The sequence below is a fragment of the Pseudomonas sp. yb_9 genome (genome assembly GCF_043103635.1).
Lineage (GTDB): Bacteria > Pseudomonadota > Gammaproteobacteria > Pseudomonadales > Pseudomonadaceae > Aquipseudomonas > Aquipseudomonas monteilii.
In genome coordinates, this window is record NZ_JBICKA010000029.1 from 1 (window position 1) to 23,350 (window position 23,350).

Annotated in this window: 16 protein-coding genes; 6 read left to right on the forward strand and 10 right to left on the reverse strand. The window is 52.4% G+C overall.

Going from position 1 to position 23,350, the window contains the following annotated elements; translation table 11 throughout:
* Positions 1–595: 595 nt before the first annotated feature.
* The gene (locus ACF8MI_RS07580) at positions 596–1,663 is read left to right on the forward strand and encodes a DUF6270 domain-containing protein (RefSeq protein ID WP_392517441.1); all 1,068 of its coding nucleotides are present in this window, start codon (positions 596–598) and stop codon (positions 1,661–1,663) included.
* Between the two features lie 1,384 nt (positions 1,664–3,047).
* Here ACF8MI_RS07580 and ACF8MI_RS07585 read toward each other — a convergent pair.
* The 8 genes from ACF8MI_RS07585 to wecB form a co-directional block, all read right to left on the reverse strand.
* Positions 3,048–4,778 carry a hypothetical protein gene (locus ACF8MI_RS07585; RefSeq protein ID WP_392517442.1) on the reverse strand — a complete coding sequence of 577 codons (1,731 nt, stop codon included), beginning with the start codon at positions 4,776–4,778 and terminating at the stop codon, positions 3,048–3,050.
* Between the two features lie 71 nt (positions 4,779–4,849).
* Positions 4,850–6,157, reverse strand: coding sequence for a hypothetical protein (locus ACF8MI_RS07590; RefSeq protein ID WP_392517443.1), 1,308 nt, complete (start codon positions 6,155–6,157; stop codon positions 4,850–4,852).
* Positions 6,158–6,211: 54 nt separating this feature from the next.
* Complete coding sequence (locus tag ACF8MI_RS07595) at positions 6,212–7,378, reverse strand: glycosyltransferase family 4 protein (protein ID WP_392517444.1); 1,167 nt, start codon at positions 7,376–7,378, stop codon at positions 6,212–6,214.
* A 2-nt stretch (positions 7,379–7,380) separates the two neighbouring features.
* Complete coding sequence (locus ACF8MI_RS07600; protein WP_392517445.1) at positions 7,381–8,607, reverse strand: glycosyltransferase; 1,227 nt, start codon at positions 8,605–8,607, stop codon at positions 7,381–7,383.
* A 57-nt stretch (positions 8,608–8,664) separates the two neighbouring features.
* Positions 8,665–9,099 carry a hypothetical protein gene (locus tag ACF8MI_RS07605; RefSeq protein WP_392517446.1) on the reverse strand — a complete coding sequence of 145 codons (435 nt, stop codon included), beginning with the start codon at positions 9,097–9,099 and terminating at the stop codon, positions 8,665–8,667.
* Positions 9,100–9,139: 40 nt separating this feature from the next.
* Positions 9,140–15,070: a glycosyltransferase gene (locus tag ACF8MI_RS07610; protein WP_392517447.1), complete on the reverse strand. Its 5,931-nt coding sequence runs from the start codon at positions 15,068–15,070 to the stop codon at positions 9,140–9,142.
* A 13-nt stretch (positions 15,071–15,083) separates the two neighbouring features.
* A complete protein-coding gene (gene wecC, locus ACF8MI_RS07615) occupies positions 15,084–16,346 on the reverse strand; it encodes a UDP-N-acetyl-D-mannosamine dehydrogenase (protein ID WP_392517448.1) in 1,263 nt (420 codons plus the stop codon).
* On the reverse strand, positions 16,343–17,485 hold the full coding sequence (wecB, locus tag ACF8MI_RS07620) for a non-hydrolyzing UDP-N-acetylglucosamine 2-epimerase (protein WP_019096947.1): 1,143 nt from the start codon (positions 17,483–17,485) through the stop codon (positions 16,343–16,345). Before wecB ends, wecC begins: the two co-directional genes overlap by 4 nt.
* 688 nt (positions 17,486–18,173) lie before the next feature.
* On the opposite strand from wecB, the gene ACF8MI_RS07625 reads away from it, so the two are divergent.
* Positions 18,174–18,509 carry a ComEA family DNA-binding protein gene (locus ACF8MI_RS07625; RefSeq protein WP_016715053.1) on the forward strand — a complete coding sequence of 112 codons (336 nt, stop codon included), beginning with the start codon at positions 18,174–18,176 and terminating at the stop codon, positions 18,507–18,509.
* A 222-nt stretch (positions 18,510–18,731) separates the two neighbouring features.
* Here the strand turns inward: ACF8MI_RS07625 and ACF8MI_RS07630 are convergent, their stop codons facing one another.
* The gene (locus ACF8MI_RS07630) at positions 18,732–18,899 is read right to left on the reverse strand and encodes a DUF2897 family protein (RefSeq protein ID WP_392517449.1); all 168 of its coding nucleotides are present in this window, start codon (positions 18,897–18,899) and stop codon (positions 18,732–18,734) included.
* A gap of 180 nt (positions 18,900–19,079) precedes the next feature.
* On the opposite strand from ACF8MI_RS07630, the gene pyrF reads away from it, so the two are divergent.
* The 3 genes from pyrF (at position 19,080) to ACF8MI_RS07645 (ending at position 21,102) form a co-directional block, all read left to right on the forward strand.
* Positions 19,080–19,781, forward strand: a complete 702-nt coding sequence (gene pyrF / locus ACF8MI_RS07635) for an orotidine-5'-phosphate decarboxylase (protein WP_019096946.1) — start codon at positions 19,080–19,082, stop codon at positions 19,779–19,781.
* Positions 19,782–20,005: 224 nt separating this feature from the next.
* Positions 20,006–20,407: an antitoxin Xre-like helix-turn-helix domain-containing protein gene (locus ACF8MI_RS07640; protein ID WP_060497508.1), complete on the forward strand. Its 402-nt coding sequence runs from the start codon at positions 20,006–20,008 to the stop codon at positions 20,405–20,407.
* A complete protein-coding gene (locus tag ACF8MI_RS07645) occupies positions 20,401–21,102 on the forward strand; it encodes an RES family NAD+ phosphorylase (RefSeq protein WP_082426328.1) in 702 nt (233 codons plus the stop codon). The genes ACF8MI_RS07640 and ACF8MI_RS07645 overlap by 7 nt, the downstream gene beginning before the upstream one ends.
* Here ACF8MI_RS07645 and ACF8MI_RS07650 read toward each other — a convergent pair whose 3' ends face one another.
* Complete coding sequence (locus ACF8MI_RS07650; protein ID WP_060497507.1) at positions 21,103–22,104, reverse strand: NADP-dependent oxidoreductase; 1,002 nt, start codon at positions 22,102–22,104, stop codon at positions 21,103–21,105.
* Between the two features lie 176 nt (positions 22,105–22,280).
* Here ACF8MI_RS07650 and ACF8MI_RS07655 point away from each other — a divergent pair, with 176 nt between their 5' ends.
* Positions 22,281–23,042, forward strand: a complete 762-nt coding sequence (locus ACF8MI_RS07655; RefSeq protein WP_060497506.1) for an SDR family oxidoreductase — start codon at positions 22,281–22,283, stop codon at positions 23,040–23,042.
* Positions 23,043–23,350 lie beyond the last annotated feature (308 nt).

The following is a 23,350-nucleotide window of genomic DNA, read 5'->3' on the forward strand; positions in this document are numbered from 1 at the left end:
ATATAAAGTAGCCAAGTGCATCAGGTTCCCCAAAGCCATAGCGATAGAACGCTAAGACAGGCCAATGCCATAGGTACAAAGAGAAAGAAACCAGACCAATAGCAACCATGGGTTTTACAGAGAGAGTTTTTCCTATGTAAGTGCTAAGGAAGCTGCCCGAAGCTAATGCCAATTCGGCACCGAATGCGGGTGCTATTGATATAAGCCCGGGAAAGTCTTCAGTCTCGCGAATGTTTTTGATGTTTGGTTACTGGCTATGTACTATAATTAAAACAACTCCCAAGATATAAGGTGCGGTGAGTTTGAGTGGTCGATGGTGTATGGGAGTAACATCAATAAAAATTTCGGTTGAAAGTTATATTTTGCGAGCGGATGCACAAATTTCTTAAGAGTGAGAAATTCGTTTGGCCGTTATGGCCCCCGAAGTGCTACTGTTGATGGTATGTGTGGGTGGTGATTTCCAACAAATTCTCTGCTATGCTCTCGAGGTGAGCGGGAGAGGCTGGCGTTAATAGAGTGTCAGTACATGGTAGGTACCTTGATCGGATTTTTGGTTTGGTTTTAGCGGTGGTTTAGGGGAGGTCTTGCGATCCTGATGAATCTATTTATTTATGGAAGTTGTGTTTCGAGGGATATATTTAACCTCGAGGAGAGTCGAGAATTTAATCTTTCGACGTACTTCGCAAGATCTTCTATGGCAGCACTGTGCAGTGAGGCATATAAGAATGATAAGGTCTTGGAAAATATATCATCAGATTTTCGGCGCCGTATGGTTGCTAATGATTTTTCTAAAGGCTTGCTAAATGCTGAAGCAAGTATTAGAGAAGCTGATATTATTCTTATTGATCTTATTGATGAGCGGTTTGATGTTCTTGCCTTGGAGACGGGTGAGCTCATTACGCATTCAAATGAGCTTGTAGAAAGTGGTTTGTTAAAAGAGCTTGAGAAGTCGAGTTTCAGGAGCATCCCTCAGGGTACCCCCGAGAGGCGAGGTTTGTGGCTTGAGGGCATGAGATGTTTTATCGCGCTTCTAAGGCAGCTTAATAAACTTGATAATCTTGTTGTGAATAGAGTGTTTTGGGCAAGCCGGTTCGAGTTTGATTCAGCTACTAAATTCCCGGTTGCTCAGGCATCTATTGGAAAAGCAAACGCAGAGCTGGCATGGATGTACGATATACTCAGCACAGAAGTGAAAGCATCTCAGTTCTTAACTTTTGCTCCCGAATTCTTATCTGCTGATGAAAGCCATCGGTGGGGAGAATCACCGTTTCACTATTGTGAGGGTTATTATAAGGAAGCCCTGGCGCAATTGTTAGATGAAAAGCGCAGAAGTCATCCTGAACAATATCAAGTGTGTAAAGGTCCACTGGTTGCTTCCGGTTTAGTTCTCAGTGCCACAGCGTATGGGTCAGGTGCGGAAGTATTTGCTACTTCTGCTCTCGAAAAAGATGGGCTTGTGTTAGAAGGTGGAGACTTTGCATTTTATCTACTCGTCGAAGGTGTTGGGCGCGAAGTGCGATGGTATGGACGTTCGAGGAGCGCTAAATTTGTCGCTCCAGCCGAAAGTGGAAGTCTAGAAGTACTCGTGTTCTATAGGGATGAGGCTGGCAATAAGCTAGCTGTAAAATGCCAGGTGAAAAATTTGCTTAAGCAGCGGTTTTAGGCTAAGTATTTTGCAAATAGCTGTTATATAGCGCTAGGCACTCCTCAAATCGAGAGCGGGAGAAAAGCAAGCCTAGCGCTGAAAAAATTTAGTCTGTAAGTGCTGGGTGCTTTCCCTAAGCTCTGACGTGGTCTACGTTAAATTCACATTTGCCATTTAGCGACAAGCTTGAATTATTAGTTGCTCTGTATATAGCATAATAGTGAGAGTTTTCCCTATAAACGATACAGTTTCTATCGTTATAGTCTTTGCCATCAAGTATGTCGGTCACTTGTTTTTGTAGTGTGACAAAAATCGACTACCCCTCGTTAAGTTTCACTTTCACTAAGTCGCTATCGACATCAATTATGATTGGATGAAGCAGCGGTAAGTTTGCGATGCAATCCTTATCACTTTGCATAAAGAATTTCGTTAAAGAGTTGTATGTCAACATGTGGCTATGGGCAATTATGATGGATACGCCGAAATTTGCTCCATTATCGAAATTTCTCCTTATCTTCAGTGACTCGCAAATTCGATAATTATCTGTGCCTTTCGAATTCGCTGATTATCATTGATTAAGTCTCTCGATAGTTTTTTTGATAAAAGCCATCCAGACCGCAGATGGGCGTCTTCATAGTAGGTATTCCGCTGCTCTCAATATGACTAGGGGCAGCGAGGCGTCGCTCTTTGTATATGCCAAGCAAAATGGCTGGCTTAATTTCATTGGCGTTGACTATCTCATCGATAAAGAAAGAGCTTAATAGAATTGTGGTAGCTCAGTGCATCGAAAAATGCTGCGGAAGATACGTAATAGGGTACCCAAGGCTTTTAATGTTTCAACATGCTGGTCGTCACCTTCGAAGACCAGATCATGGGTGATGAATATTTCTCCGCTTAAGTTTTCGAGCTGAACCTAATTGTCAGCATTGGTTTACGGATTGAAATAGAAATTATATCGGTGACCTTTGATGGTGTTGGGATTGATAGAATATTTGTGGTGCTAACGAAATAACCTTGGTGGCATTCAACAATTTAGCGAACTTCAGCTCAGCATGGCTACCCATCAGGCCGCCACAGAGGGTTACGAATTTTGCTTTATCAAGAATACCTTTGATGCATTCCGCTGCTTTTCTATCGCTCTCTAATGGATACCAATTATGATCCTTGGCCATAAAGCCAATGGCGTTCAAATTCTGCTTCGAACTTGGATTCTCAACAAAAAAGGAATCACCTTTTTTCCAGCATAAACATGTCGGCAAAAGTAGTTATTAAGTTCTCATCTTCACCTGGGTAGGGTAAAACGCGAACATGCTCATTTTTGTAAAAAACAATCTTCATAAAGCACTCGCATGGTTAATCTAAGCTTAGCTTTGCTATCTGTGCTCAACCGACTAGTAGGTCATCAATGTGTACCATTGACGGCCTCGGCTGTCTTCGTACAAAGAAGGATCTCAGGAATCAAATTCAGTGCAGACTGATAATCCCGTTTATTCATGAATCTTTCGAACAGATACATGAACGAAGCGAGCTTAGCCACTTCAAAGCTAAAGCTCGAACCTGCTCTGGTAATCGCCGCTTGTTCTAATGACTCAGCCAGTTTTTGATGCTCACTGATTGGCCAGTTTGCGCCTAGAGGTTCTAAATGCCAATTGCCCCAATGCACACATGAAAGTTTATCATTGTCATCAATGAGTAAGGTGTCAGGGGTTACATCGAATGATATCAGCTGTCTAGGCGACTGGCTAAGCCACTGTTTTACTGTGTCAAAGCTTTCAAGCAAAGAGATAACATTCTGTTGCTCTTCATCACTGACGGCGTGCAAAGTGAGCTCTCTGAGCATTTCGCTGCTAAGTCTTGATTCGAGATAGCTTTTGGATCTTTCAAATTTTTTTTGAAAAACATTAGGCGGAGTTAGTGACATGAGTGCTGCATGAAATTTAAGCGATCTATTATAGTACTCTCTTCCGACCATCTTCTGTTCGTTTGACGATTCAAGAATGTGGTAGGTGCAACTTCTTACTTGTCCTGTTCGTAATAGTTTTGGGCTGAGGATCCCAGGGAATTCTGTCAGCAACGACCTTTCTTGTGAGGCAGGGTATTCGCGGAGAGTGTCGTACAATTTAATGATAAAATTTTGCTTTATGCCATTCGAGATGCAATGAGTTTCATAGCAATAAATATCTGGAGAGCCGAGTTGAAAGCTTTTAATATTTTCTATCGAGAACTCATTTTGAAATAGAGGCTTCAGTATCTCGGGAATCCAGAGATTACGTTGTTCATTCGACAGCAGCGCGTGAATGTTCTCTGCTTTCTGCGATGGCGCAACGAGTAACGGTCGATCGTGGAAAAACAACGCGCTAACTTGACAGTGCTGCTGCCTTAAAAGAATAAGCTTAACGCAGAAGCCAACCAGGCGCTGTAAGGACTGCCTTACTAGTAAAAGTGAAATGAGTGCTGTAAATGCGGGAGGAGGAGTGAAATATAAAAAATCTGCGATAACACCGAAGAACGTGACCAGAAAAATAAAGCCGCTTGCCGAGTTAAGGACTTCCTGATAGTGAGTTTTAACTATCTTCTGCAGTCCACTGGAATAGCCGCATAGAATTGAAATAGCTGTACCAAAAAACACGCTGCAAGCTGCAATTAAAAAAAATATAAGCGGGTAGAAGATGCAAAGTGTAATGCCTGCTATGATGAAAAAAAGTAAATCGGCTAGGCCGCGTGTAAATCTAGAATAGGCATTTATCGCGATCGAATCTTGGTTGTCGAACAGCGCAATTTTCTTGGCTTTGGATATCAATAAGCGAGCGCCATTGGCCGTAACTTTGCTTGCGAAAAGTTCAAAAATAAGATGTGATGTGAAAAATATAAGCGCGCTAGCGCTAAGCCAAATCACAACTGTGTTGTGTGAATAAACTTTAATGATGCCGGGGAAGTAACTGGGTATGCTCCCGGAGCTAACGATGATGATGGCTTTCAGGGGAAGAAAGAACGCCAGGAGGAGAAGCACCTGGCTTAAAATAAAGATAATCTGTACTGATATTGTATGAGCTGGCGCCGCTCTCAAAAGCTTTTTTCCAAGCGAGAAAGCCCAGCGTATGCTTTGGTTGAGTTCAGCGCTTAATTGCGACATGATGCCATTCCAATTTCATTGATGAAAAGCGATTGATTGCCAAGGGTGAAGGACTCTTGGCAATCATAAAGTCAAAAGTTCTCAATAAACTCTAGAAGTTCTTGGTGATCCTTAAACTGGTGAGTCGCTATATGCTCGTCATAGTAGCTCTTCTTGTTCTGATTCGAGTAGTTTCCACCATGGCGGTTGTAAGAGAATATCGGCTTGTCCAAACTGAAAATCTTGTGAGGTATTTCTCCAACAGCACTATTTTGAACTGCTTCAAAACGCTCGTAAATTGCATATGGCGTTAAAGGGATGATGCCGCGCGCGACCGAGAACTTGCAACCTGTCATCATTCTGGAGAACTTAACATCATGCACGACTGAGTTACCCCCAGGCGTCAGATGGGTAATCCAAACACGGTTGATGCCTATGACAGCCTGTGGGGTTTCGTCGCTAAGTTCGGGTGCTTGTTGGGCTGCCAGTTCGGCGATCTTGGTGAAGTAATGTGGCGATACAAAATCGTCATCATCGATCGCGATACGAACAACAATTTGATCGGGTGGAATCTCGCCCAGATCGATTCCGGCAGCCGCTAGGGCATTATCAAATATCTTCTCCCGCAGTTCAGGGTAAGAGGAGTTAGGTCGACGGAGACGATCAATATGTGTTTCATGTTCGTTCTGATAACCGCCCACAGGATGGTCATAGATGTTTATTACAGTGTTTCTGTTTAAATCCAGTCGTTCAACAATCTTTCGAATTTCATCGATCGCTCGGCCTTTATCACTGGAAATATGGATAAACCAAATGAAATTACGATATTGCTGTTTGGCAATCAAGCCAAGTAAGCCTTTAAAATAGCTTAGATATTTCTGGATCGCCGAAGCGTTTGACTCTGTGTCACAAAACAGAGTCTCCAGAAAAATCAGTGGTTGAATTTCAGAGTATGTGAATCTTTCTGGGCGCAGCGGGCTTTGATTAAAGCTATTGTATTTAGTCATCAATGCCAGGACAGTGTCATTGTCACCTGTGAGCATCGCTATTAAAACATCCTCCGCCGGTCCATATACCCGAAGGGCTACACGGAAATAAACCGTGCCTTCTGGTGGGCAAAAAGAAATCATTTGGTTCGACGGGAAGATTTTACTATCAAGCTTCGAGTGAGCAGAGTCAAAGAAAAAGAATGCTACACTGACGGAGCTGCCTTGCTTACAGAGAAGCGAGAACGTTGCAGACAGCGGGTCATTGAACCACTCTGAAAAGTTTAAAATTTCAGAGTAAATATATTCATGCTCAGACTCGCCTAGGGTTGAGATGTACTCAATACCGGATTGGGTAAAGGCAAGTTTGACTTTTTTAGGTTTGCAGTTTTTAAAGGTTGTTAAAAGATTCATGTTTTGTCATGTATTGAGTGAGTGGCTAGAGTGCAATTGAGTTGCTGCTGAGGTTTATGCCTTTTGCAGCAGTTCATTTGCCATCTTTTTAACAATGTTTTTTCGTGAAAACTTTCTGATGAAATCTGTTCGATCGGTCATGCCGATATGTAATTTGTGAAGTGCATTTATCGCAGATTGGACATCGCATGGATCGAAAAGTGCGATGTTTGCAATATTGCTCGATGCGAATTCAGCTGAGAATCCACTCAGTCCACCAAGGATGGGTTTCTCAGTTGCAGCATACTCAAACAGTTTTGAAGGTATGACTGTTTTCAGTGAAGGCAAGTTGTTCAAGTGTAAGAAGAGCACATCAGCATTTTGATAGTAGTTTATAAGATCTGCTCTTTTCACCGGATCGATAACCTTCACGTTGGTTGTTTTATAATGTGCAAGCGCTGCATTCAATTGATTGGCCGCCCTGCCGCAACCAATTATTATAAATTGCGCTCTGTCCGCAAGCTGAGCGGCCAGCTGGGGGATTATGTGGTGTAGGCCCTGGCCGACTCCTATGTTGCCAGCGTACAGTATGTTCAACTTGGCAGTATTGGGTTCAGGTAGTGAAAACGCCTTTTCAATGAATATGTCATCAACACCATTGGTGTGCAATGTGAAGGGTAAGGTGGGATAATTTTTTTCAAAGTAATTAACGAAGCCAGGAGATGCCAGGTTTACAGATTGAGCCTTAGCTACGGTCCAGCGCTCGACGTAACGGAATAGCCAGGCGGCAGGGCGGCCTAATTGCATCGGCAAAATATCTGGAAGCGCGTCGACCAACAGATCCCTAAGATCGAGAAAAAGCTTGGCGCCAAGCTTTCTAGCGACCCACGAACCCAATGTGGCGGTCATCATTCTGGATGAGGTAGCAAAGACCAAGTCATATGTTTGACCTTTGATTGCCTGATTCACACCTAGCGCATACTGCGCGAAGAGTAACGCCTGACCAATGATACCCGTTCCGCGCTGGACGACGGATATTCTCTTAACAGTTACAGCTCCCGCGTTTTCAACAGAAGAAGCGGTTGGGGAGTATGTTCTGTATCGACTCGGCTGCGTAGTGAGCACAGTAATGGTTATTTGCTTTTCAGTATCCTTCAAAAGCGAATTTACCAGCGCCTTCGTCCTGAAAGAACCAGCTGACAAATCAGGGGGGTAGTAAAAACTCAAAATCAGGATATTCATGATTAGGCCACTTTATCCTGGCGATTGGACAGAATATTTTGATAAAGGCCTATGAGCAGATTTTCTTGTGACTCCCAGCTTAATGCTTTAGCAGCTAATTTCGCGTTCTTCGAAAGGGAAGTACGCAGGTTCCTATCGCCCAGTAGTTTGTTTACAGCCTCTACTAAGGCTGCATCATCGTTGTCGGGGATCAGGACTCCAACTTGATGCTCATTTATAACTTTCCGGATTTCTGGAAAATTTGTTGCTATCGAGGGTACACCCGCGATGATGTATTCGAAGAGTTTGTTCGAGTCAGTGCTGAAGTGATTAAAGCACGTATTTTCAATAGGCTGTACGGCTATATCAGCTGCGGCCGTATAACGAGGGAGCTCTGAAAGTGCAACAGTCGGGATGAAATGTACTACGCTCTGGAGCTCCAAAGATTCACGGATATCAAACAGCTTTTGGGTCAGGCGGCCGCCCCCAATGAGAACCACATAGCATGGTTCAAATTGCTTGGCGCAGCGGACAAGTTTTTCGAGGCCACGGCCACTTTGAATTCCACCTTGGTAAAGGACGATTGGCCACTCTTCCGCCAGACCTAGTTGTTCATGCAGAATGCGACTCTTAACGCTTTCTACGAAGCGAGGGCGATTTTGAAGCGTCAGGGGGCGGCTCACTTTATACAAGCGGGCCAGGTATTTAGCGCGTGTATCTGTCGTTGTGATCACTGCAGCGGCACGCGGGATCAGATATTTTTCTACGAGGGCTACAGTTTTTTTAAACTGAGCGTACCCTTCGCGGCTAGTGCTTATTTCATGCGCGTCATAAACCAGTTTTGCACCGGTTAACAGCTTTGCCAGCCAGGCGGTTGGTAACGTATTTACATCATGTGCATGAATGACGTCCGGTCGGAATGAGATGATATTAACCAAGAGTCCCAAATGGGTCCAGGTCCTGGCTATCAATCTCAAAATGGAAACGTCAACCTGCTCAGGAACTTTTTTCTGAACCGGTTCGCGAGCATGAGCGTTGTACGTGGGCTTTCTCCAGCGCCAAAGAGGGGATCGTGCAATTCTACGCACGGAAAGTTTTTCTTGTATGACCTCATTTTGAAGAGTTTTTCCCGGCGTATGAAGCGCGAACACTTTAACGTCGTAGTTTGAGGTCGCGAGTGTTTGAGCTTCCTTCAATACTCTTGCGTCATTGACGAATTCATTCCAAACAATCATCGCGACCTTTGTCAATTTTCTACCTATATCGTTCTACTTAGTGTTTCAGTTCTTGAGGGCTCTTAGTTAACTTCAGGACTTACTGAAATACATCTTCATCTTGGTAACTGGAGCACTGCTTTCGCCACTTTCGGTATAAATTGCGCCGATTGTTGAAGAGCCTTCCTTCTTGTAGTGGACCTTAAACTGAGTGGAGCTGTCTTCCATTACGCTGCGCTTGAAGCCGAGGTTTTTGAGCTGAGTGTACACAGCGTTTTCTGTCGTCTTTGCAATGGCGTTGGAGAATATTTCATAGTTTTTAACCGTGCCGTCCGCCGTCTCACGGTCATACTCTCGGAAGCTGTCGCCAGAGGTGTTCAGGGTGTCACCACTCGGGAGAACGATCGCGTACGTATTAACGGCCTTCTCTACCGCAGGAGCTTGGGCATTTTTTTCCTCGCCGGAGCCGCAACCGAAGAGGGAGAGGGAGAGGAGGGCTGCTGCTGTTACTTTTAATTTAGTGTTCATGATTTCAGTTCTTGCGTTATCAGTGGTCGGTTAAGGGAGGCTATGCGGTAATGATATTGAGCTCACGCTCAATGATCTGACCTTTTGCGGTTTGATTCAGTACCCGCTTATGTGCAGCGTATGACATCTTGCTGAAAAGATCTGGCGATTCAATAATTTTTTTAATACCGTCGGCCATCATTTGAGCGTTGTCGGCATCTGCAAGAATGCCGCAGTCATGATCGACAAACTCCGGAATCGCGGTCACGCCATTCGTCACTGCGATTAAGCCAGATGACATGGCCTCATCGCGCGAAACTCCTTGAGCATCCATTCGAGTTGGGCAAAGGAACAGACCATACTCTTTATGTAGTGCTGCGATTTGCTCGTGCCTCAAGAAACCACGTTCAATTTTTACGTTCTTGAACTGGCGCAGATCTGAGAGTGTCTCCTCAAATAGAGCGCCATCCCCGATCATTCTGAATTCGATGTCTTCAAAGTAATGCTCTTTAGACAGTATCTTAATCGCCTCCACGCTCAGGTCGTTTGCGTACTTGGCAGATGCATACGGACGAATGGATAGCACTTTGAATCGTTGGGTGGCTGGTTTTTCCACGTATGAGAATGTATCGGTATCAATAGGATTGTGAATAATTTCGTACTGATCCTCAGGGATACGGAAACCTACATCCTCCATCACCTCTTCGGCGAAGTAGCGGGATACGAAGACCAGTTTCAAGTTGGCAGGCATGTTGCTCAGCGTATCGCGCCAGAACGCCATGCGCTTTTCACTCTCGACTTTCGCCACTGCCAACTGGCTTTCATCCGAGTAGTTGTATTCGCGACGCCACCATGGCTGTATTTCTGCACCGTGTACCCAGACCACTACCTTAACCAGGTGAGTGAAGCGCTTGAGTACCTCCCACATTTCCGGGTCGAGGAAGTGCACCAGCACGCTCTTGTACTGACCGGTCTCCAGCATCTTGACGAGCGTGGATTGGCAACCCGTCACTACGTCAACATTTTGGAACTCGTGATAGCTGACTGCTTCATGCTTGCGCATTCGGAAAATATCAACGTTTACGTTCTGTTCTTGGTAAGCCATCACTCGGCTATGAACAAAACCATTGCGATACAGGTCTGCATAAGCCGGGTAATGGTTGGTAACCACTAGATGCTTCGAGCGGCCCAGCATCTCCGAAGGTTGCAGATCGCGGTGGCCAAGCACCAGCGCTTTGATCTCGGTATTGCCAGCAGCGTAGGCACGCAGGCCGAAGCGCACGAAGGCGGCTTCTGGCGGTACCTCGGAGGTCTGGTTGCGGTTGGCATGTTGCATCACGTGGCTGATCCGCTGCTTTTCAGCATCGAGGAACAGCACCACCAGTTGCAGGTTCAGGCCAGGCGTGCAATCGAGGTACAGCTTCAATTGCCTGTCTTCGAGATTCAGCTGATCCAGGCTGACCTCCTTGAGGGCGTACACATACTCGTGCTTGCCATCTGCCAGCGTGGAGCTGATCCGCCAGTTGTGTACATCGACCGCCAGGTTGAGGGACTTGCTGTGTTTGGCACCGAACATGTCAGCCAGCTCGCGGCCGGTGATTTCCGGTGAGTCGTGGCTGTCTTCCAGTGGCGCAATGGCCTGGGCGCGCGCTTGAAGCTGGTCGATGCTCATGCCCAGGTTCAGCTCCAGGTCGTCTACCTGGGTACTGATGGCCTCGTGCTGTGCGGCCCCGTTCTCGCAGTAGTTGAACGGATCAACTGCCAAGCCTTGCGCGTGGGTGTACTGCAGCGATGGCAGGCTCTTCAGCCAGTTGCGCAGCGGCTGGCTGGCAACGATTTCGGTAGCTACCAGCGAGCGACGTGCGTTCAGCGACTGAGCCGGGCGATAGGCTAAGCCATTGGACTGCAATTTTGCACTTTGCCCGTTGCAGCTGAAGTGGGCTGCTTTACCCACAACCCGTGCCTGGCTGTAGCGGGTTGCCAGTGCCAGGTCCAGCAGGTAATTAGGGCCGTAGTAGTCTCCCGGTACAAAGCCGGCAACCCAAGGTGTATTGCCGACCAGCTCGCCAAGGCTGGTTTTCTTCAGCTGGGCAGGCTTGAGCACCAGAATGCGTGGGTCGTCGCTCACGATGCTGCTCTGGTAAGCATCGGTGATGATGACCATGCGCACTTGGCTGTAGGTCTGACGGTTCAGGTGGGCACGCAGCATGTCGAACTGCTGACGATCTTGTGCTTCGCCAACGACCACGATTTCCGGCAGGCGCTGAGCCTTCACGGTGCCAGTGACTTTGCTGAGCACGTATTCCAGGCGCTGGGTGTAGGTGTGCTCTTGCATCACTTTACGCAGGGCGGCGAGCTTCAACTTGTCACTGTTGAGTGGGTCTTCGGCCAGCAGCTGCAGGCGGCGCAGCATTTCTTCGCCGTTATCGGTGGTGACTACCAAGTCACCGAACAGCAGGCGCACGCCGCGCGAGAAGTTGCTGACGGTGATGGTATTGCAGCCCAGCAGCTCGAACACTCGACGTGCGAACATCGATTGCGACTGCTTGATCGAGTTCAGGTTGATCGCGTAGCGATAGCCTTTGTAAGCCGTGTCAATTTTTTCGAAGGGCAGGGTGCCGACGATGTACGGCTGGTATTCCTCGGGGAACTGGTAGTTAGCGTCGTTTTTGCCGAAGTTGCGGTCGAAAATTTCCAGCGGGCGGAACTTCGGCAGCTCGCTTACGAAGTTGCCCAGGTCGCGGGTACGCTCTGGGTAGCGGGCGTAGTAGGCGCCGGCGAAGCAGAATGCGTCTTTGCGTTCGTACAGCTCGATCGGGTTGTGCAGCGCTGGCTGGCAAGCGAACGGCAGCAGGTAAACACGGTCGTGACCGAGCGCACCTTTATAGCGGTGAATGCAGTCGATGTCAGTGGTGAACACGTGGTCGAACTGCTTGGCGGTGGTCAGGAAGGTTTCGAAGTGAACCGGGTCTTCCTTGTTCCAGAATACGGTTGGCACTTTGTTCTGGCGGCACCAGTTCAGGATGTCCTGCAGCTCCTGGCTGTTGTGGCCAACTTTGCTCCCCCACAGCTCATCCTTGCCACGCCAGGCTGACTCGATGAACAGAAGCTCAGGACGGAAGCTTTCCAGTTCGGCTTTCCAGTTGGCAGGGGTGAGCTGCATCAGGTCACATTCATAGCGGTACGAGCCGAAGGTGAACTCGTCCATTACGCATGCCATTTTCAGGCGGCTTGCCGGTTGGTCGACTTGGCGCAGCAGGCTGGAGCGGCTCTGCTCGCTGGTCGGCAGGGCTTCTGGCAGCTTGAGGTAGCTCTCATCCTGCACTACTGGTGCCGGTGGCAGAAGGGCCTTGAGCGGCTCATTTGCAATTAACTTTTGCTCGTTCTGCTGACGTTGCTGGCTAGCTTTACGGTACAAGCGCAGCAGGCGCACTGGCAGCGTCACCAGTCCACCCAAGGAGCTGGCGCTATTTTTGATCTGGTAGCCCAGCTGGTAGGTCATACTCGAGCGTGTCTTGACGAGGCGTTGCTCTGCCAGGTGGCGCTGAGTGTTTGCACGCTCCAGATTCGCGTTCAGCTCATCAATTTTGCGTTGTTGAGCGGAGTTTCGATCTAGCAGTTGCTTGAGGTTGGCCTTCAATTGCGGAATATGCTCCGCATTCAGGGCGCGATACTTAAGGTTGGCCGCCCCCAAACCTGCCTTCGACGAGTTCAGCTCACTCTCGAGCTGCATGCGAAGCACCTGCCACTGCTCGTTGGTGGCTGCGAGGCTCGCTTCAGCCGCTTGGCGACTGGCTGTTTCAAGCGCCAACTGCTCTTCCAACTCACCCTTTGCCTGAGAGAGAGAGGCAATTGCTTCCGCGTGCTCAACTTTGGCAATTTTTGCTTCTGAGCTGGCAACTTCCAAAACTTGAAGTTGACTTTCCAATTTGTTGCGATGCTCGACTAAACTATTAATAGTATTCGCCTGAGCGGTATGTTCACGTTCAGCGCGTGCTTGAGCTTCGCTAAACTGCTGCAGTTGAGCTTCCAGCTCTGCCTGGCGGATTTTCAGTCCGGTTATGATTTCAGTCTGTGATGCCTGCTGCGCGAAACTCTGGTTTTGCAGTTCATTCATAGCCTGTCGGTGATCTTTAAGATCAACCTCCAGCTCTACCTGGCGAGTTTTCAACAGCGCGATGATTTCGGCCTGCGCTGCGTTAGCGCGCTGGCTTTGAGCCTGCAATTCCTTCATATACTCCAATTCGCTTTCCGTTTCGGCTTCGAGTTCAGCCTGGCGCGTGCGCAGCGCCGTGTTAATGTTGGTCAGGTTTTTTATTTCTTGCTGGCTCTGGGCCAACAAACTGCCCATTTGCTGTCCTTGTCTTTCCATCCCAGCCTCGAGCTCGGTATGGTTTTTACGCAGTGAGGCAATGGTTTCCAAGTGGGTAGCATTAATTTGGTGAGCCTGTGTGTTTGCTTCGGACAGCTCCCGTAATTGACACACCAACTCATCATGCTGAACCTGAAGTGTGGCCAGGCTCGCGGCGCTTGAAATCGCGCGCTCCTCCGCGGCAGTGAAACGCTGCACAGTGCTCTGTAGTTTTTCCTCGGTTAAGGATTGCAGTTGCTTCAGTGCTTCCAGTTCGCTATTGAGTTCTGCATTGGCGGCAACTTTGTGGCTCAGTTCTTCATTAGCGGCGTTGAGTTTATCGTTTGCTTGGCTGTTCTGGATTTTCAGCTCGTTGTGTTGCTGCTCCGTTACAGCGAGGCTCTGGAGATGCGCTTCTTTAAAAGCTGCAAACTGCTGCTCAAGCTGTGTATATTGCTCAGCCGCTGAAACGCATTTTTGATTAGCTTCCCCTAGCTGGGATTTGAGCAAAGTCAGCTCTTCGTTCAGCGCTTGTACGTTATTAGCACTGTCTTCTAAAGAGCGGCGTGCAGACTGCTCCAGCGTCGCGAACTCAAGTTGCTGAACCTCAAGTTGATGTGAAAGAGCATCAACCTTCTGGGCTTCATGCTTAAGCTGACCAATCAGTTCGTTAGCCGAGCGATATTTCAGGTTTGCCTCGTCCAGCTTTTGCTTGATTACTTCCAGCTCCTGCTCTTGCTGAGCTTTGGATTCGAGAATTTCAAGATTGGATTTCTGCAGTGCCTCGATATCAGCGTCGCGCGTTTGCAACTGCCTAGAGAGCGCTTCGGCCTTCAGTGCCTCAGGTTTCAGTTGGGCAATTTCCTCGCTGGCGCTCTTATATTTCTTGTTGGCGTCTGCCAGTTCAGCACCGATCGATCCTAGGTCCTCGCGCAAGGTGCGCTCAATCGACTCAAATGCCTTTTCCAGCTCACGTACACGTTCGAAAGTTAGCGAGTCGACGTTACCCGGCTTGTACACATCACTCTTGACGGCCACAATACCCAACCACTTGCCCAGCATCTTCACTTCTATGATCTGCAAGTGCTCGGCAAGCAGCCGGAACGGTTCCATCAGGTAGAATGTGTGCTTGTGGTCAATAAGGTTGTTGATCCCGAACGGTACGGTGATCACTAGCCGACCACCCTGCTTGAGCAGGTCGTAAGCCTTTTCGACGATAAGCTCCGGGCGTACTAGGTATTCGAGGACTTCGCTGATAACTACGGTGTCCGGTTCAGCCGAAAGCGTATCCAGCGCGAGAAAGTCTGAGTTGATATACGTAACGTTTTGCTGGATGTGGGGTGCTTCTGCAGCCAGGTAACCTTTGGCTTCTTCAATTGCTTGTGGATTCTTGTCCACACCGGTGACCTGGCAACCCTCACGTGCCAGCAGCAGGGGCACGATGCCCTGCGAGCAACCCACATCCAGGATCCGGCGCCCTTTGACCTGGGCGCAGATCCAGTGGATGCGGGACTGCGTCTCGCGCATGAACTGATCCCCCAGCTTGCCGTAGTAGGCTTCCATCACGCGGTCATGAATATCGGCCAAAGGTGAAGGCAGCTCTGTGTTCACGGTAGGTTTCTCAAGCGTGGGGTTGTTCATGCGGTTGGGTCCATCAGGCCTGGGTAACGCCAGCGGCGTCGATCACAAAGGCCGCGTCGCGTACGTTGAAGGTGCCGCGGAATTCGCGGTGCTTCACCAGCAGCACGTGGATGTCGGCACTGTCCTGGGCAAAGTCGAATTCCACATGCTCGTGGCGCGCCAGGCGCTGCGGCAGGGCTTCGATGTTCGGCTCGACCAGTTGCAGGGTGGCTTCCAGCTCGTTGCCCAGGCGCTCGGCGATGCTCAGGGCCGGGCTTTCGCGCAGGTCGTCGATGTCGGCCTTGAAGGCCAGGCCGTAGCAAGCGATTTTCACTTGCTGGGCCGACTTGCCCGGGTTTTTGATCAGGAAGTTGGCCAGGGCCATCTTGACCTTGTCGATCACCCACTCAGGTTTGCTGTCGTTGACCACACGGGCAGTGCGGATCAGGCGAGCCTGCTCTGGGGTCTGGCTGACGATGAACCATGGGTCTACCGCGATGCAGTGGCCGCCAACACCCGGGCCAGGCTGCAGAATGTTGACGCGTGGGTGGTGGTTGGCCAGGCGAATCAGCTCCCACACGTCGATGTCCAGCTTGTCGCAGATGATCGACAGTTCGTTGGCGAAGGCAATGTTCACGTCACGGAAGCTGTTTTCGGTCAGCTTGCACATTTCGGCAGTGCGGGCGTTGGTGACGATGCACTCGCCTTCAACGAAGGTGCGGTACAGGCGTACGGCCGCTTCCGAGCACTTCTTGGTCATGCCGCCGATGATGCGGTCGTTGTATACCAGTTCGCGCAGCACGTGGCCTGGCAGTACGCGCTCAGGGCAGTGGGCAATGCGGATGTCGGAGTCTTCACCGTGGGTTTGCGGGAAGCTCAGGTCCGGGCGGGCTTGTGCCAGCCAGAAGGCCATCTGCTCGGTGGCACCGACCGGGGAGGTGGACTCCAGGATGACCAGGTCGCCTTTTTTCAGCACGGGCGCGATGGCCTTGCTGGCGGACTCGATGTAGCTCAGGTCCGGCTGGTGGTCATCCATGAACGGGGTCGGCACGGCGATCAGGAAGGCGTCGGCAGCTTCTGGCACGGTGGAGGCGCGCAGGTAGCCTTCGGTTACGGCAGCGTGAACCACCATGTCCAGCTCAGGCTCGACGATGTGGATTTCGCCACGGTTGATGGTGTCGACCGCGTGCTGGTTCACATCGATACCGATCACGTGCTTTTTGCGGGCGGCGAAAACGGCGGCGGTTGGCAGGCCGATGTAGCCCAGGCCTACGACGGAAATCTTGTTGAAGCTCATGCTGCGTCCTTGGAGTTAGAGAATGCGGAAAGTGCGTCGAGGATTCGCGCGCACGCTTTTCCATCGCCGTAGGGGTTGTGGGCGAAGCTCATCTCGCGGTAGGTCGCATCGTCGGTGAGCAGTTTTGCCAGGTTCTCGGTGATCGATTCCACATCGGTACCCACCAGCTTGACGGTGCCGGCAGCCACGGCTTCCGGGCGCTCGGTGGTGTCACGCATGACCAGTACCGGCTTGCCCAGGGCAGGGGCTTCTTCCTGGATCCCGCCGGAGTCGGTGAGGATCAGGTACGAGCGGGTCATCAGGTACACGAACGGCAGGTAGTCCAGCGGTTCGATCAGGTGGATGTTGTTGACGTCGGCCAGCAGGCGGTTCACCGGTTCGCGCACGTTCGGGTTGAGGTGCACCGGGTAGACGATATCCACGTCAGGGAATTGACGCGCGGTGTCTACCAGCGCCTGGCAGATGCGCTCGAAGCCGCCACCAAAGTTTTCGCGGCGGTGGCCAGTGACCAGCACCATGCGGCGTTCAGGGTTCAGGAAGCTGAACTGGGCTTCGAACTGGTTTTTCAGGGCTGGGCTTTCCAGCTTGCGGACGACTTCCAGCAGCGCATCGATCACCGTGTTGCCGGTGGTGTAGATGGTCGCGGCGTCAGTGCCTTCACGCAGCAGGTTGTCCTGCGAGGTGGAGGTTGGCGCGAAGTGCAGGGCGGCCAGGGCGCCGGTCAGGCGGCGGTTGCCTTCTTCCGGCCATGGCGAGTACAGGTTGCCGGTGCGCAGGCCTGCTTCCACGTGAGCGATCGGAATCTGCTGGTAGTAGGCGGCCAGACTGGTGGCCAGCGTTGTAGCGGTGTCGCCGTGCACCAGCACCACGTCGGGCTTGAACTCGGCCAGCACAGGCTTCAAGCCCTGCAGAATGGCAGTGGTCACGTCGGTCAGGTCCTGGCCTGGCTTCATGATGTTCAAGTCGTAGTCGGGCGTGATCTCGAACAGCTCCAGTACCTGGTCAAGCATCTGACGGTGTTGGCCGGTTACGCAGACGCGCGACTCGAAACGGTCGTCCTGGGCAAGGTTGAGGGCCAGTGGTGCCATTTTGATGGCTTCTGGGCGGGTGCCAAATACGATGAGGGTCTTGAGGGACACGGCGACGGTCTTCTGTGTATTGAGTGAAGGCGGTTGGAACGACTGCTAAACGCGAGGATCCGGGTGTTGCTCAGGTCGGCCGAGGGGGGCCTGGCTGGCGCGGCACGACAGAAATCGGGCAGGGCCAGTGGGGGAGAGGTGAAAAAAAATTCATTCTGCTCGGATCCTTCAAGCGAAGCGGTTGTCCTATGGCCGCGAATTTATCATTTTGTCATCACTATGGCATCCCGTCTGGCACGTTTTTTTCCCTTGAGCGAGGGGATTTTCCCATAAGTATCTAGAGATTGGATCCGATGCTGGTTATATATATCGGATAAAACGATTGTTTGATCCCATACAGGCATCATGCCAACGAAGTCAATATAACTATCGTATGCGACGAACGGGTGGGGGCCTTGTCCGGCAAGGCTTGTAGGAAAAACAACAGCTTTTGGTCTGAATGAAAGCCAGGTTAAACGGGAATTTACCTAGCGGCGATTTGCCATCGCTTTTTTTTCATGAAGTTAACTCGAAATATGGCTGAACGCCATCATTTTTGGGTGGTCGAAGTTGGTTTTTTTAATGTTTGATTCGGTAACGATTAACCAGGCCAAGTGCCTGTTTGCAAAATGGCAGAACCGCTAGGGTTGATTGCGCAGTCGAAGGAAAACGGCTGCTGGAAAATGACCAACCCAAGGAGTGTTCACTCATGCGTAACAACGTTCTGTCGTACCTGCTGCTGCCGCTGTTCGCCAGCCTGTCGTTCTCCCTTAGCGCGGCACCTGCCAGTGCCACGGCGGTGCCGGAGCCGGTGCCGGTTGTGGCCCAGATGCAGGCGCAGGAGGCGCCACGGCTGGACCTGAACAAGGCTGATGCACTGACCTTGCAGAAGGAGCTGAACGGCATCGGGAAGGCCAAGGCCGAGGCCATCGTGGCCTACCGTGAGGCCAATGGGCCGTTCGCTTCGGTGGATGAGCTGCTGGAGATAAAGGGGATCGGGAATGCGTTGCTGGAGCGCAACCGGGATAAGGTGATGGTGGAGTAACGGGGACGACAAGGGCTGCTTTGCAGCCCATCGCGGCTCAAGGCCGCTTCTGCAGTCACCACGTTCATTGTTGAATGGGTGATTTATGTGGGGGCGGCTTTATAGGTTGAGGGGCAGGGTCAATAGTTATAAAAATTCAATAAAACAATGGCTTAGCCATTGCTTTTGTGGGCGTCAAAAAATCGCCCGTCATCTTGGGTTTTAACCCGTGGCTTTAACCTTTTACCGGTCCTGCGCATCCTTCGCATCCGCTTCGGCATTGCGCTCTTGCACCTTGCGCAGTTGTTCTTCGGTCAGGGGCAGTTTTTTTGCCGTGTCGCGCAGCATCATCAGCCCACCGACGATGGAGCCGAGGGCTATGATGAGGATCAGCCAGGCATACCAGGGCATTGTCGTTCTCCTTAAACGGGGGGAGCATTGCTTGTACGAAATTTGAGCAGTAGCCCGTTCCGTTGGTTCAATTATAGGAGCCAGCCGCCGTCGGGCCAATTCCGTGACCCGTGGGCCCCAAAGCCTGCGTCACTTCGTTTACAATGCGCGCCGTTTTCGACTTGCCAAGAGACCCTGCCCATGTCCGCCTGCCAGACGCCCCTGATCGTCGCCCTGGATTTCCCTACCCGTGAGGCCGCCCTGAAGCTGGCTGACCAGCTTGACCCTGCGCTGTGCCGGGTGAAGGTTGGCAAGGAGCTGTTCACCAGCAGCGCTTCGGGCATTGTCGAAACCCTGTGCGACAAAGGCTTCGAAGTGTTCCTGGACCTCAAGTTCCACGACATTCCCAACACCACCGCCATGGCGGTCAAGGCAGCCGCCGAGATGGGGGTGTGGATGGTGAACGTGCATTGCTCCGGTGGCCTGCGCATGATGGCCGCCTGCCGTGAAGAACTGGCCAAGCGCAGCGGTCCGCAGCCGTTGCTGATTGGCGTGACCGTGCTGACCAGCATGGAGCGTGAAGACCTGGCCGGTATCGGCCTGGATATCGACCCGCAAGAGCAGGTGCTGCGCCTGGCTGCGCTGGCGCAGAAGGCGGGCATGGACGGTTTGGTGTGTTCGGCGCTGGAGGCCCCGGCGCTGAAGGCGGCGCACCCGTCGCTGCAGCTGGTGACCCCAGGCATTCGCCCGGCGGGCAGTGCGCAGGATGACCAGCGCCGTATTCTCACCCCGCGCCAGGCGCTGGATGCAGGTTCGGATTACCTGGTGATTGGCCGGCCGATCAGCCAGGCTGCGGACCCTGCGCAGGCGCTGGCGGCGGTGGTGGCGGAGATTCGTGGGTAAGTAGCCCGCGTTCAAAAAAGGCCAGCACGCAGGTGCTGGCCTTTTTTTTGTGTGTTCAGGCCTGGCGGCCAAGTGCAACCCGCTGGTCGTGATGGCCAGGAAACCCTGATGCGGTAGTGGCAGTTCAAGCCGCTGCAGGGCGGGCTTCGCAGCTCCGTGGGTTGATCTGGAGATCTTATAAGTATAATTTTGTATCTGTAGATCATGCACAAGGAGCCACGCTCATGAACCGGGCGGTCAACAAGCAATCCGCTTCGACAAAGGAAATGGGTGTCATCGGGTTGCGCGCAGCGGTCAACATCATGGAAAAGTGGGGCGCCACGGCCAGGCAGATCGAGCGCGTGCTACGCATTTCGCGCAGCACCCATACCCGGGTCAAAAGCCCTGAGCGGGCGATGAGCCTGGACGACGATCAACTGGCTCGGATCAGCGTGGTGCTTAACATTCACGCAACCCTGCGCACCATTTTCGACAACCCGGATAATGTGTATGGCTTCCCATCCATGAACAATCACAACCCGTTCTTCGACGGGCGTTCGCCGTTGGAGGTGATGGCGCTAGGTTCGTTCATCCAGCTCTATGAAACCTTCCGCCGCATTGATGCAATGCGGGGTGCGCAGTGGTAGAGCCTGTCAGCCTGTGTCCTGTGCCGGGTAGCGGGATCATCAAGTCATATCGCCTGGTGAACTCGAAGTTTCCGCCCATCGCTTTGTTCGATGACGTGGCCAGTGAAGAGGAATTCGACATCCTCTACGCTCTCCAGGCCCTCACCAATCCGCGTCTGCAGAATGAGTTGGGTAATCTGAATTTGATACCCCGTAGCGAAATACCTTTTGGAATTACGGGGTGTGCGTATGCAACAGCGCCGTTCACGCACGTGAACCCGGAGGGTTCCAGGTTCGCGGATGGCGCCTTTGGCGTGCTTTACCTCGCCGACAGCATGGAAACGGCGGTGGCGGAGGTTCGGCACCATCAGCAGGCCTACTGGCGCAATGTGCCGGGGCTGAATTATGAGCGGTTCGTGTTCCGTGGCCTGGTGTGCCATTTCGATGAAACCGGCGTGCTGGATGCCACGGTGTTGCCGGTATCGCACGCTATTTATGCGCCAGACGATTACACCGTTTCCCGGTCTATGGGTGCATCGGTGAAAAAGCTCATGGCGCCAGGGCTTCGATACCACTCCGTTCGCTCGCCGGGCAATACCTGCTGGGCACTGATGACGCCACGTCCGGTGGCGTCAATCGTGCAGTCCTGCCATTACGAAATGGTTTGGAACAAGCAGATCACCAGCGTCAGCAAACTGGTTGCGAGCCCAACCTAGTCAGACCTTCAACACCAGCTTGCCAAAATTCTCCCCGCTGAACAGCTTGAGCAAGGTCTCCGGGAACGTCTCCAGTCCCTCCACCACATCCTCCTTGCTCTTCACCTGCCCACTGGCCAGCCACCCGGCAATCTCCAGTGCGGCCTTGCCGTAGTCCTTGCTGTAATCCATCACAACAAAGCCTTCCATGCGCGCACGGTTCACCAGCAGCGACAGGTAGTTGGCCGGGCCTTTGACGGCCTCTTTGTTGTTGTACTGGCTGATGGCGCCGCAAATCACGATACGGGCCTTGTAGTTGATGCGGGTCAGCACGGCATCGAGGATGTCGCCGCCCACGTTGTCGAAGTACACGTCCACGCCTTTGGGACATTCACGCTTGAGGCCGGCCAGCACGTCTTCGGCTTTGTAGTCGATCACCCCGTCAAAGCCCAGTTCGTCCTTCAGGTACTGGCACTTCTCGGCGCCGCCGGCAATACCGACCACGCGGCAGCCTTTGACCTTGGCGATCTGCCCGACAATGCTGCCCACCGCACCGGCCGCGCCGGAAATGACCACGGTGTCGCCGGCCTTTGGCTGGCCGACGTCCAGCAGGGCGAAATAGGCGGTCATGCCGGTCATGCCCAGTGCCGACAGGTAGCGGGGCAGGGGCGCCAGATTGGGGTCGATCTTGTGCAGGCCCTGGGGCTCGCCCGTGAAGTAGTCCTGCACGCCAAGGGCGCCGCTTACATGGTCGCCCGGCTTGAAGGCGGGGTGATTGGAGGCGACCACTTCGCCCACGCCCAGTGCACGCATCACCTGGCCCAGGGCCACAGGCGGGATGTAGGACTTGCCTTCGTTCATCCAGCCACGCATGGCCGGGTCCAGTGACAGGTACAGGTTGCGCACCAGTACCTGGCCTTCGCCGGGTTGTTCGGTGGGTACGGTCTCAAAGTTGAAGTCATCACGGCGCACGGCGCCGACCGGGCGTTTGGCGAGCAGGAAACGGCGGTTGGTCTGGGTCATGGCGGGTCCTTGTGGGCAGTGGAGAGAGTCAGGCGTTCAATCTACCTTGTTGATGTAGCCAGGTCCGTAACATCACTGACAAGCATGGTAGCCCAACCGCTGGTGTGATGATGCTGCCCGGCCCTGCGGTGGCTGACTATGCTCTGAACCCCAGCCAACCCTCACAGGAGCACGCGATGAGCATGACCTTTTCTGGCCAGGTAGCCCTGGTTACCGGCGCCGCCGCCGGTATCGGCCGGGCAACTGCCCTGGCGTTTGCCCGTGAGGGCCTGAAAGTGGTGGTAGCCGACCTCGATCCGGTTGGCGGCGAAGCCACCGTGGCGCTGATCCACGCGGCGGGCGGCGACGCGCTGTTCATTGCCTGCGACGTTACCCGCGACGCCGAGGTGCGTCAGTTGCATGAGCGGCTGATTACCGCATACGGTCGGCTGGACTACGCCTACAACAACGCCGGCATCGAAATAGAGCAAAACCGCCTGGCCGAGGGTAGCGAGGCCGAGTTCGATGCCATCATGGGTGTGAACGTGAAGGGTGTGTGGTTGTGCATGAAATACCAGCTGCCCTTGTTGCTGGCCCAGGGCGGTGGGGTAATCGTCAATACCGCTTCGGTGGCGGGATTGGGGGCGGCACCGAAGATGAGCATTTACAGTGCCAGCAAACATGCGGTGATTGGCCTGACCAAGTCGGCGGCCATCGAGTACGCGAAGAAGGGCATCCGTGTGAACGCCGTTTGCCCGGCAGTGATCGACACCGACATGTTCCGCCGTGCCTACGAGGCGGACCCGCGCAAAGCCGAGTTCGCCGCCGCCATGCACCCGGTGGGGCGGATCGGCAAGGTCGAGGAAATTGCCAGCGCCGTGTTGTACCTGTGCAGCGACGGCGCGGCGTTTACCACTGGGCATTGCCTGACAGTGGACGGTGGGGCGACGGCGATCTGAGCCGATACTGTGCCTGGCAGCGCCGTTGATTGCCACGGCGAGGCCAGCAGCCTGGCTGCGTATCAATGTCGCTTACGGGCAGGATTCCCGTGTTCAGGCTTTCCTCCGGCATGCAGGGCGACCTCTGCCAAGCTGAAAACGACACGCACATAGCTATTTGACACTATTCTGACGCCAGGCCCTTGTTCATCGGTTGGCAACGTTGCCACCCTTGGCCCTCGGGATAACCTTACACGCAGAAGGGGAGTCGGCGATGGGCGCGAGCAAGCACGGTGTGCTGGCCAACCTGGGCATGGCCCGCAAACTCG

What these genes read in the sequence shown, in the direction of transcription:
- ACF8MI_RS07580 (WP_392517441.1), top strand. Translation starts at nt 596, where the DNA reads ATGAATCTATTTATTTATGGAAGTTGTGTTTCGAGGGATATATTTAAC.
- ACF8MI_RS07585 (WP_392517442.1), bottom strand. Translation starts at nt 4,778, where the DNA reads ATGTCGCAATTAAGCGCTGAACTCAACCAAAGCATACGCTGGGCTTTC.
- ACF8MI_RS07590 (WP_392517443.1), bottom strand. Translation starts at nt 6,157, where the DNA reads ATGAATCTTTTAACAACCTTTAAAAACTGCAAACCTAAAAAAGTCAAA.
- ACF8MI_RS07595 (WP_392517444.1), bottom strand. Translation starts at nt 7,378, where the DNA reads ATGAATATCCTGATTTTGAGTTTTTACTACCCCCCTGATTTGTCAGCT.
- ACF8MI_RS07605 (WP_392517446.1), bottom strand. Translation starts at nt 9,099, where the DNA reads ATGAACACTAAATTAAAAGTAACAGCAGCAGCCCTCCTCTCCCTCTCC.
- ACF8MI_RS07610 (WP_392517447.1), bottom strand. Translation starts at nt 15,070, where the DNA reads ATGAACAACCCCACGCTTGAGAAACCTACCGTGAACACAGAGCTGCCT.
- wecC (WP_392517448.1), bottom strand. Translation starts at nt 16,346, where the DNA reads ATGAGCTTCAACAAGATTTCCGTCGTAGGCCTGGGCTACATCGGCCTG.
- ACF8MI_RS07625 (WP_016715053.1), top strand. Translation starts at nt 18,174, where the DNA reads ATGCGTAACAACGTTCTGTCGTACCTGCTGCTGCCGCTGTTCGCCAGC.
- ACF8MI_RS07630 (WP_392517449.1), bottom strand. Translation starts at nt 18,899, where the DNA reads ATGCCCTGGTATGCCTGGCTGATCCTCATCATAGCCCTCGGCTCCATC.
- pyrF (WP_019096946.1), top strand. Translation starts at nt 19,080, where the DNA reads ATGTCCGCCTGCCAGACGCCCCTGATCGTCGCCCTGGATTTCCCTACC.
- ACF8MI_RS07640 (WP_060497508.1), top strand. Translation starts at nt 20,006, where the DNA reads ATGAACCGGGCGGTCAACAAGCAATCCGCTTCGACAAAGGAAATGGGT.
- ACF8MI_RS07650 (WP_060497507.1), bottom strand. Translation starts at nt 22,104, where the DNA reads ATGACCCAGACCAACCGCCGTTTCCTGCTCGCCAAACGCCCGGTCGGC.
- ACF8MI_RS07655 (WP_060497506.1), top strand. Translation starts at nt 22,281, where the DNA reads ATGAGCATGACCTTTTCTGGCCAGGTAGCCCTGGTTACCGGCGCCGCC.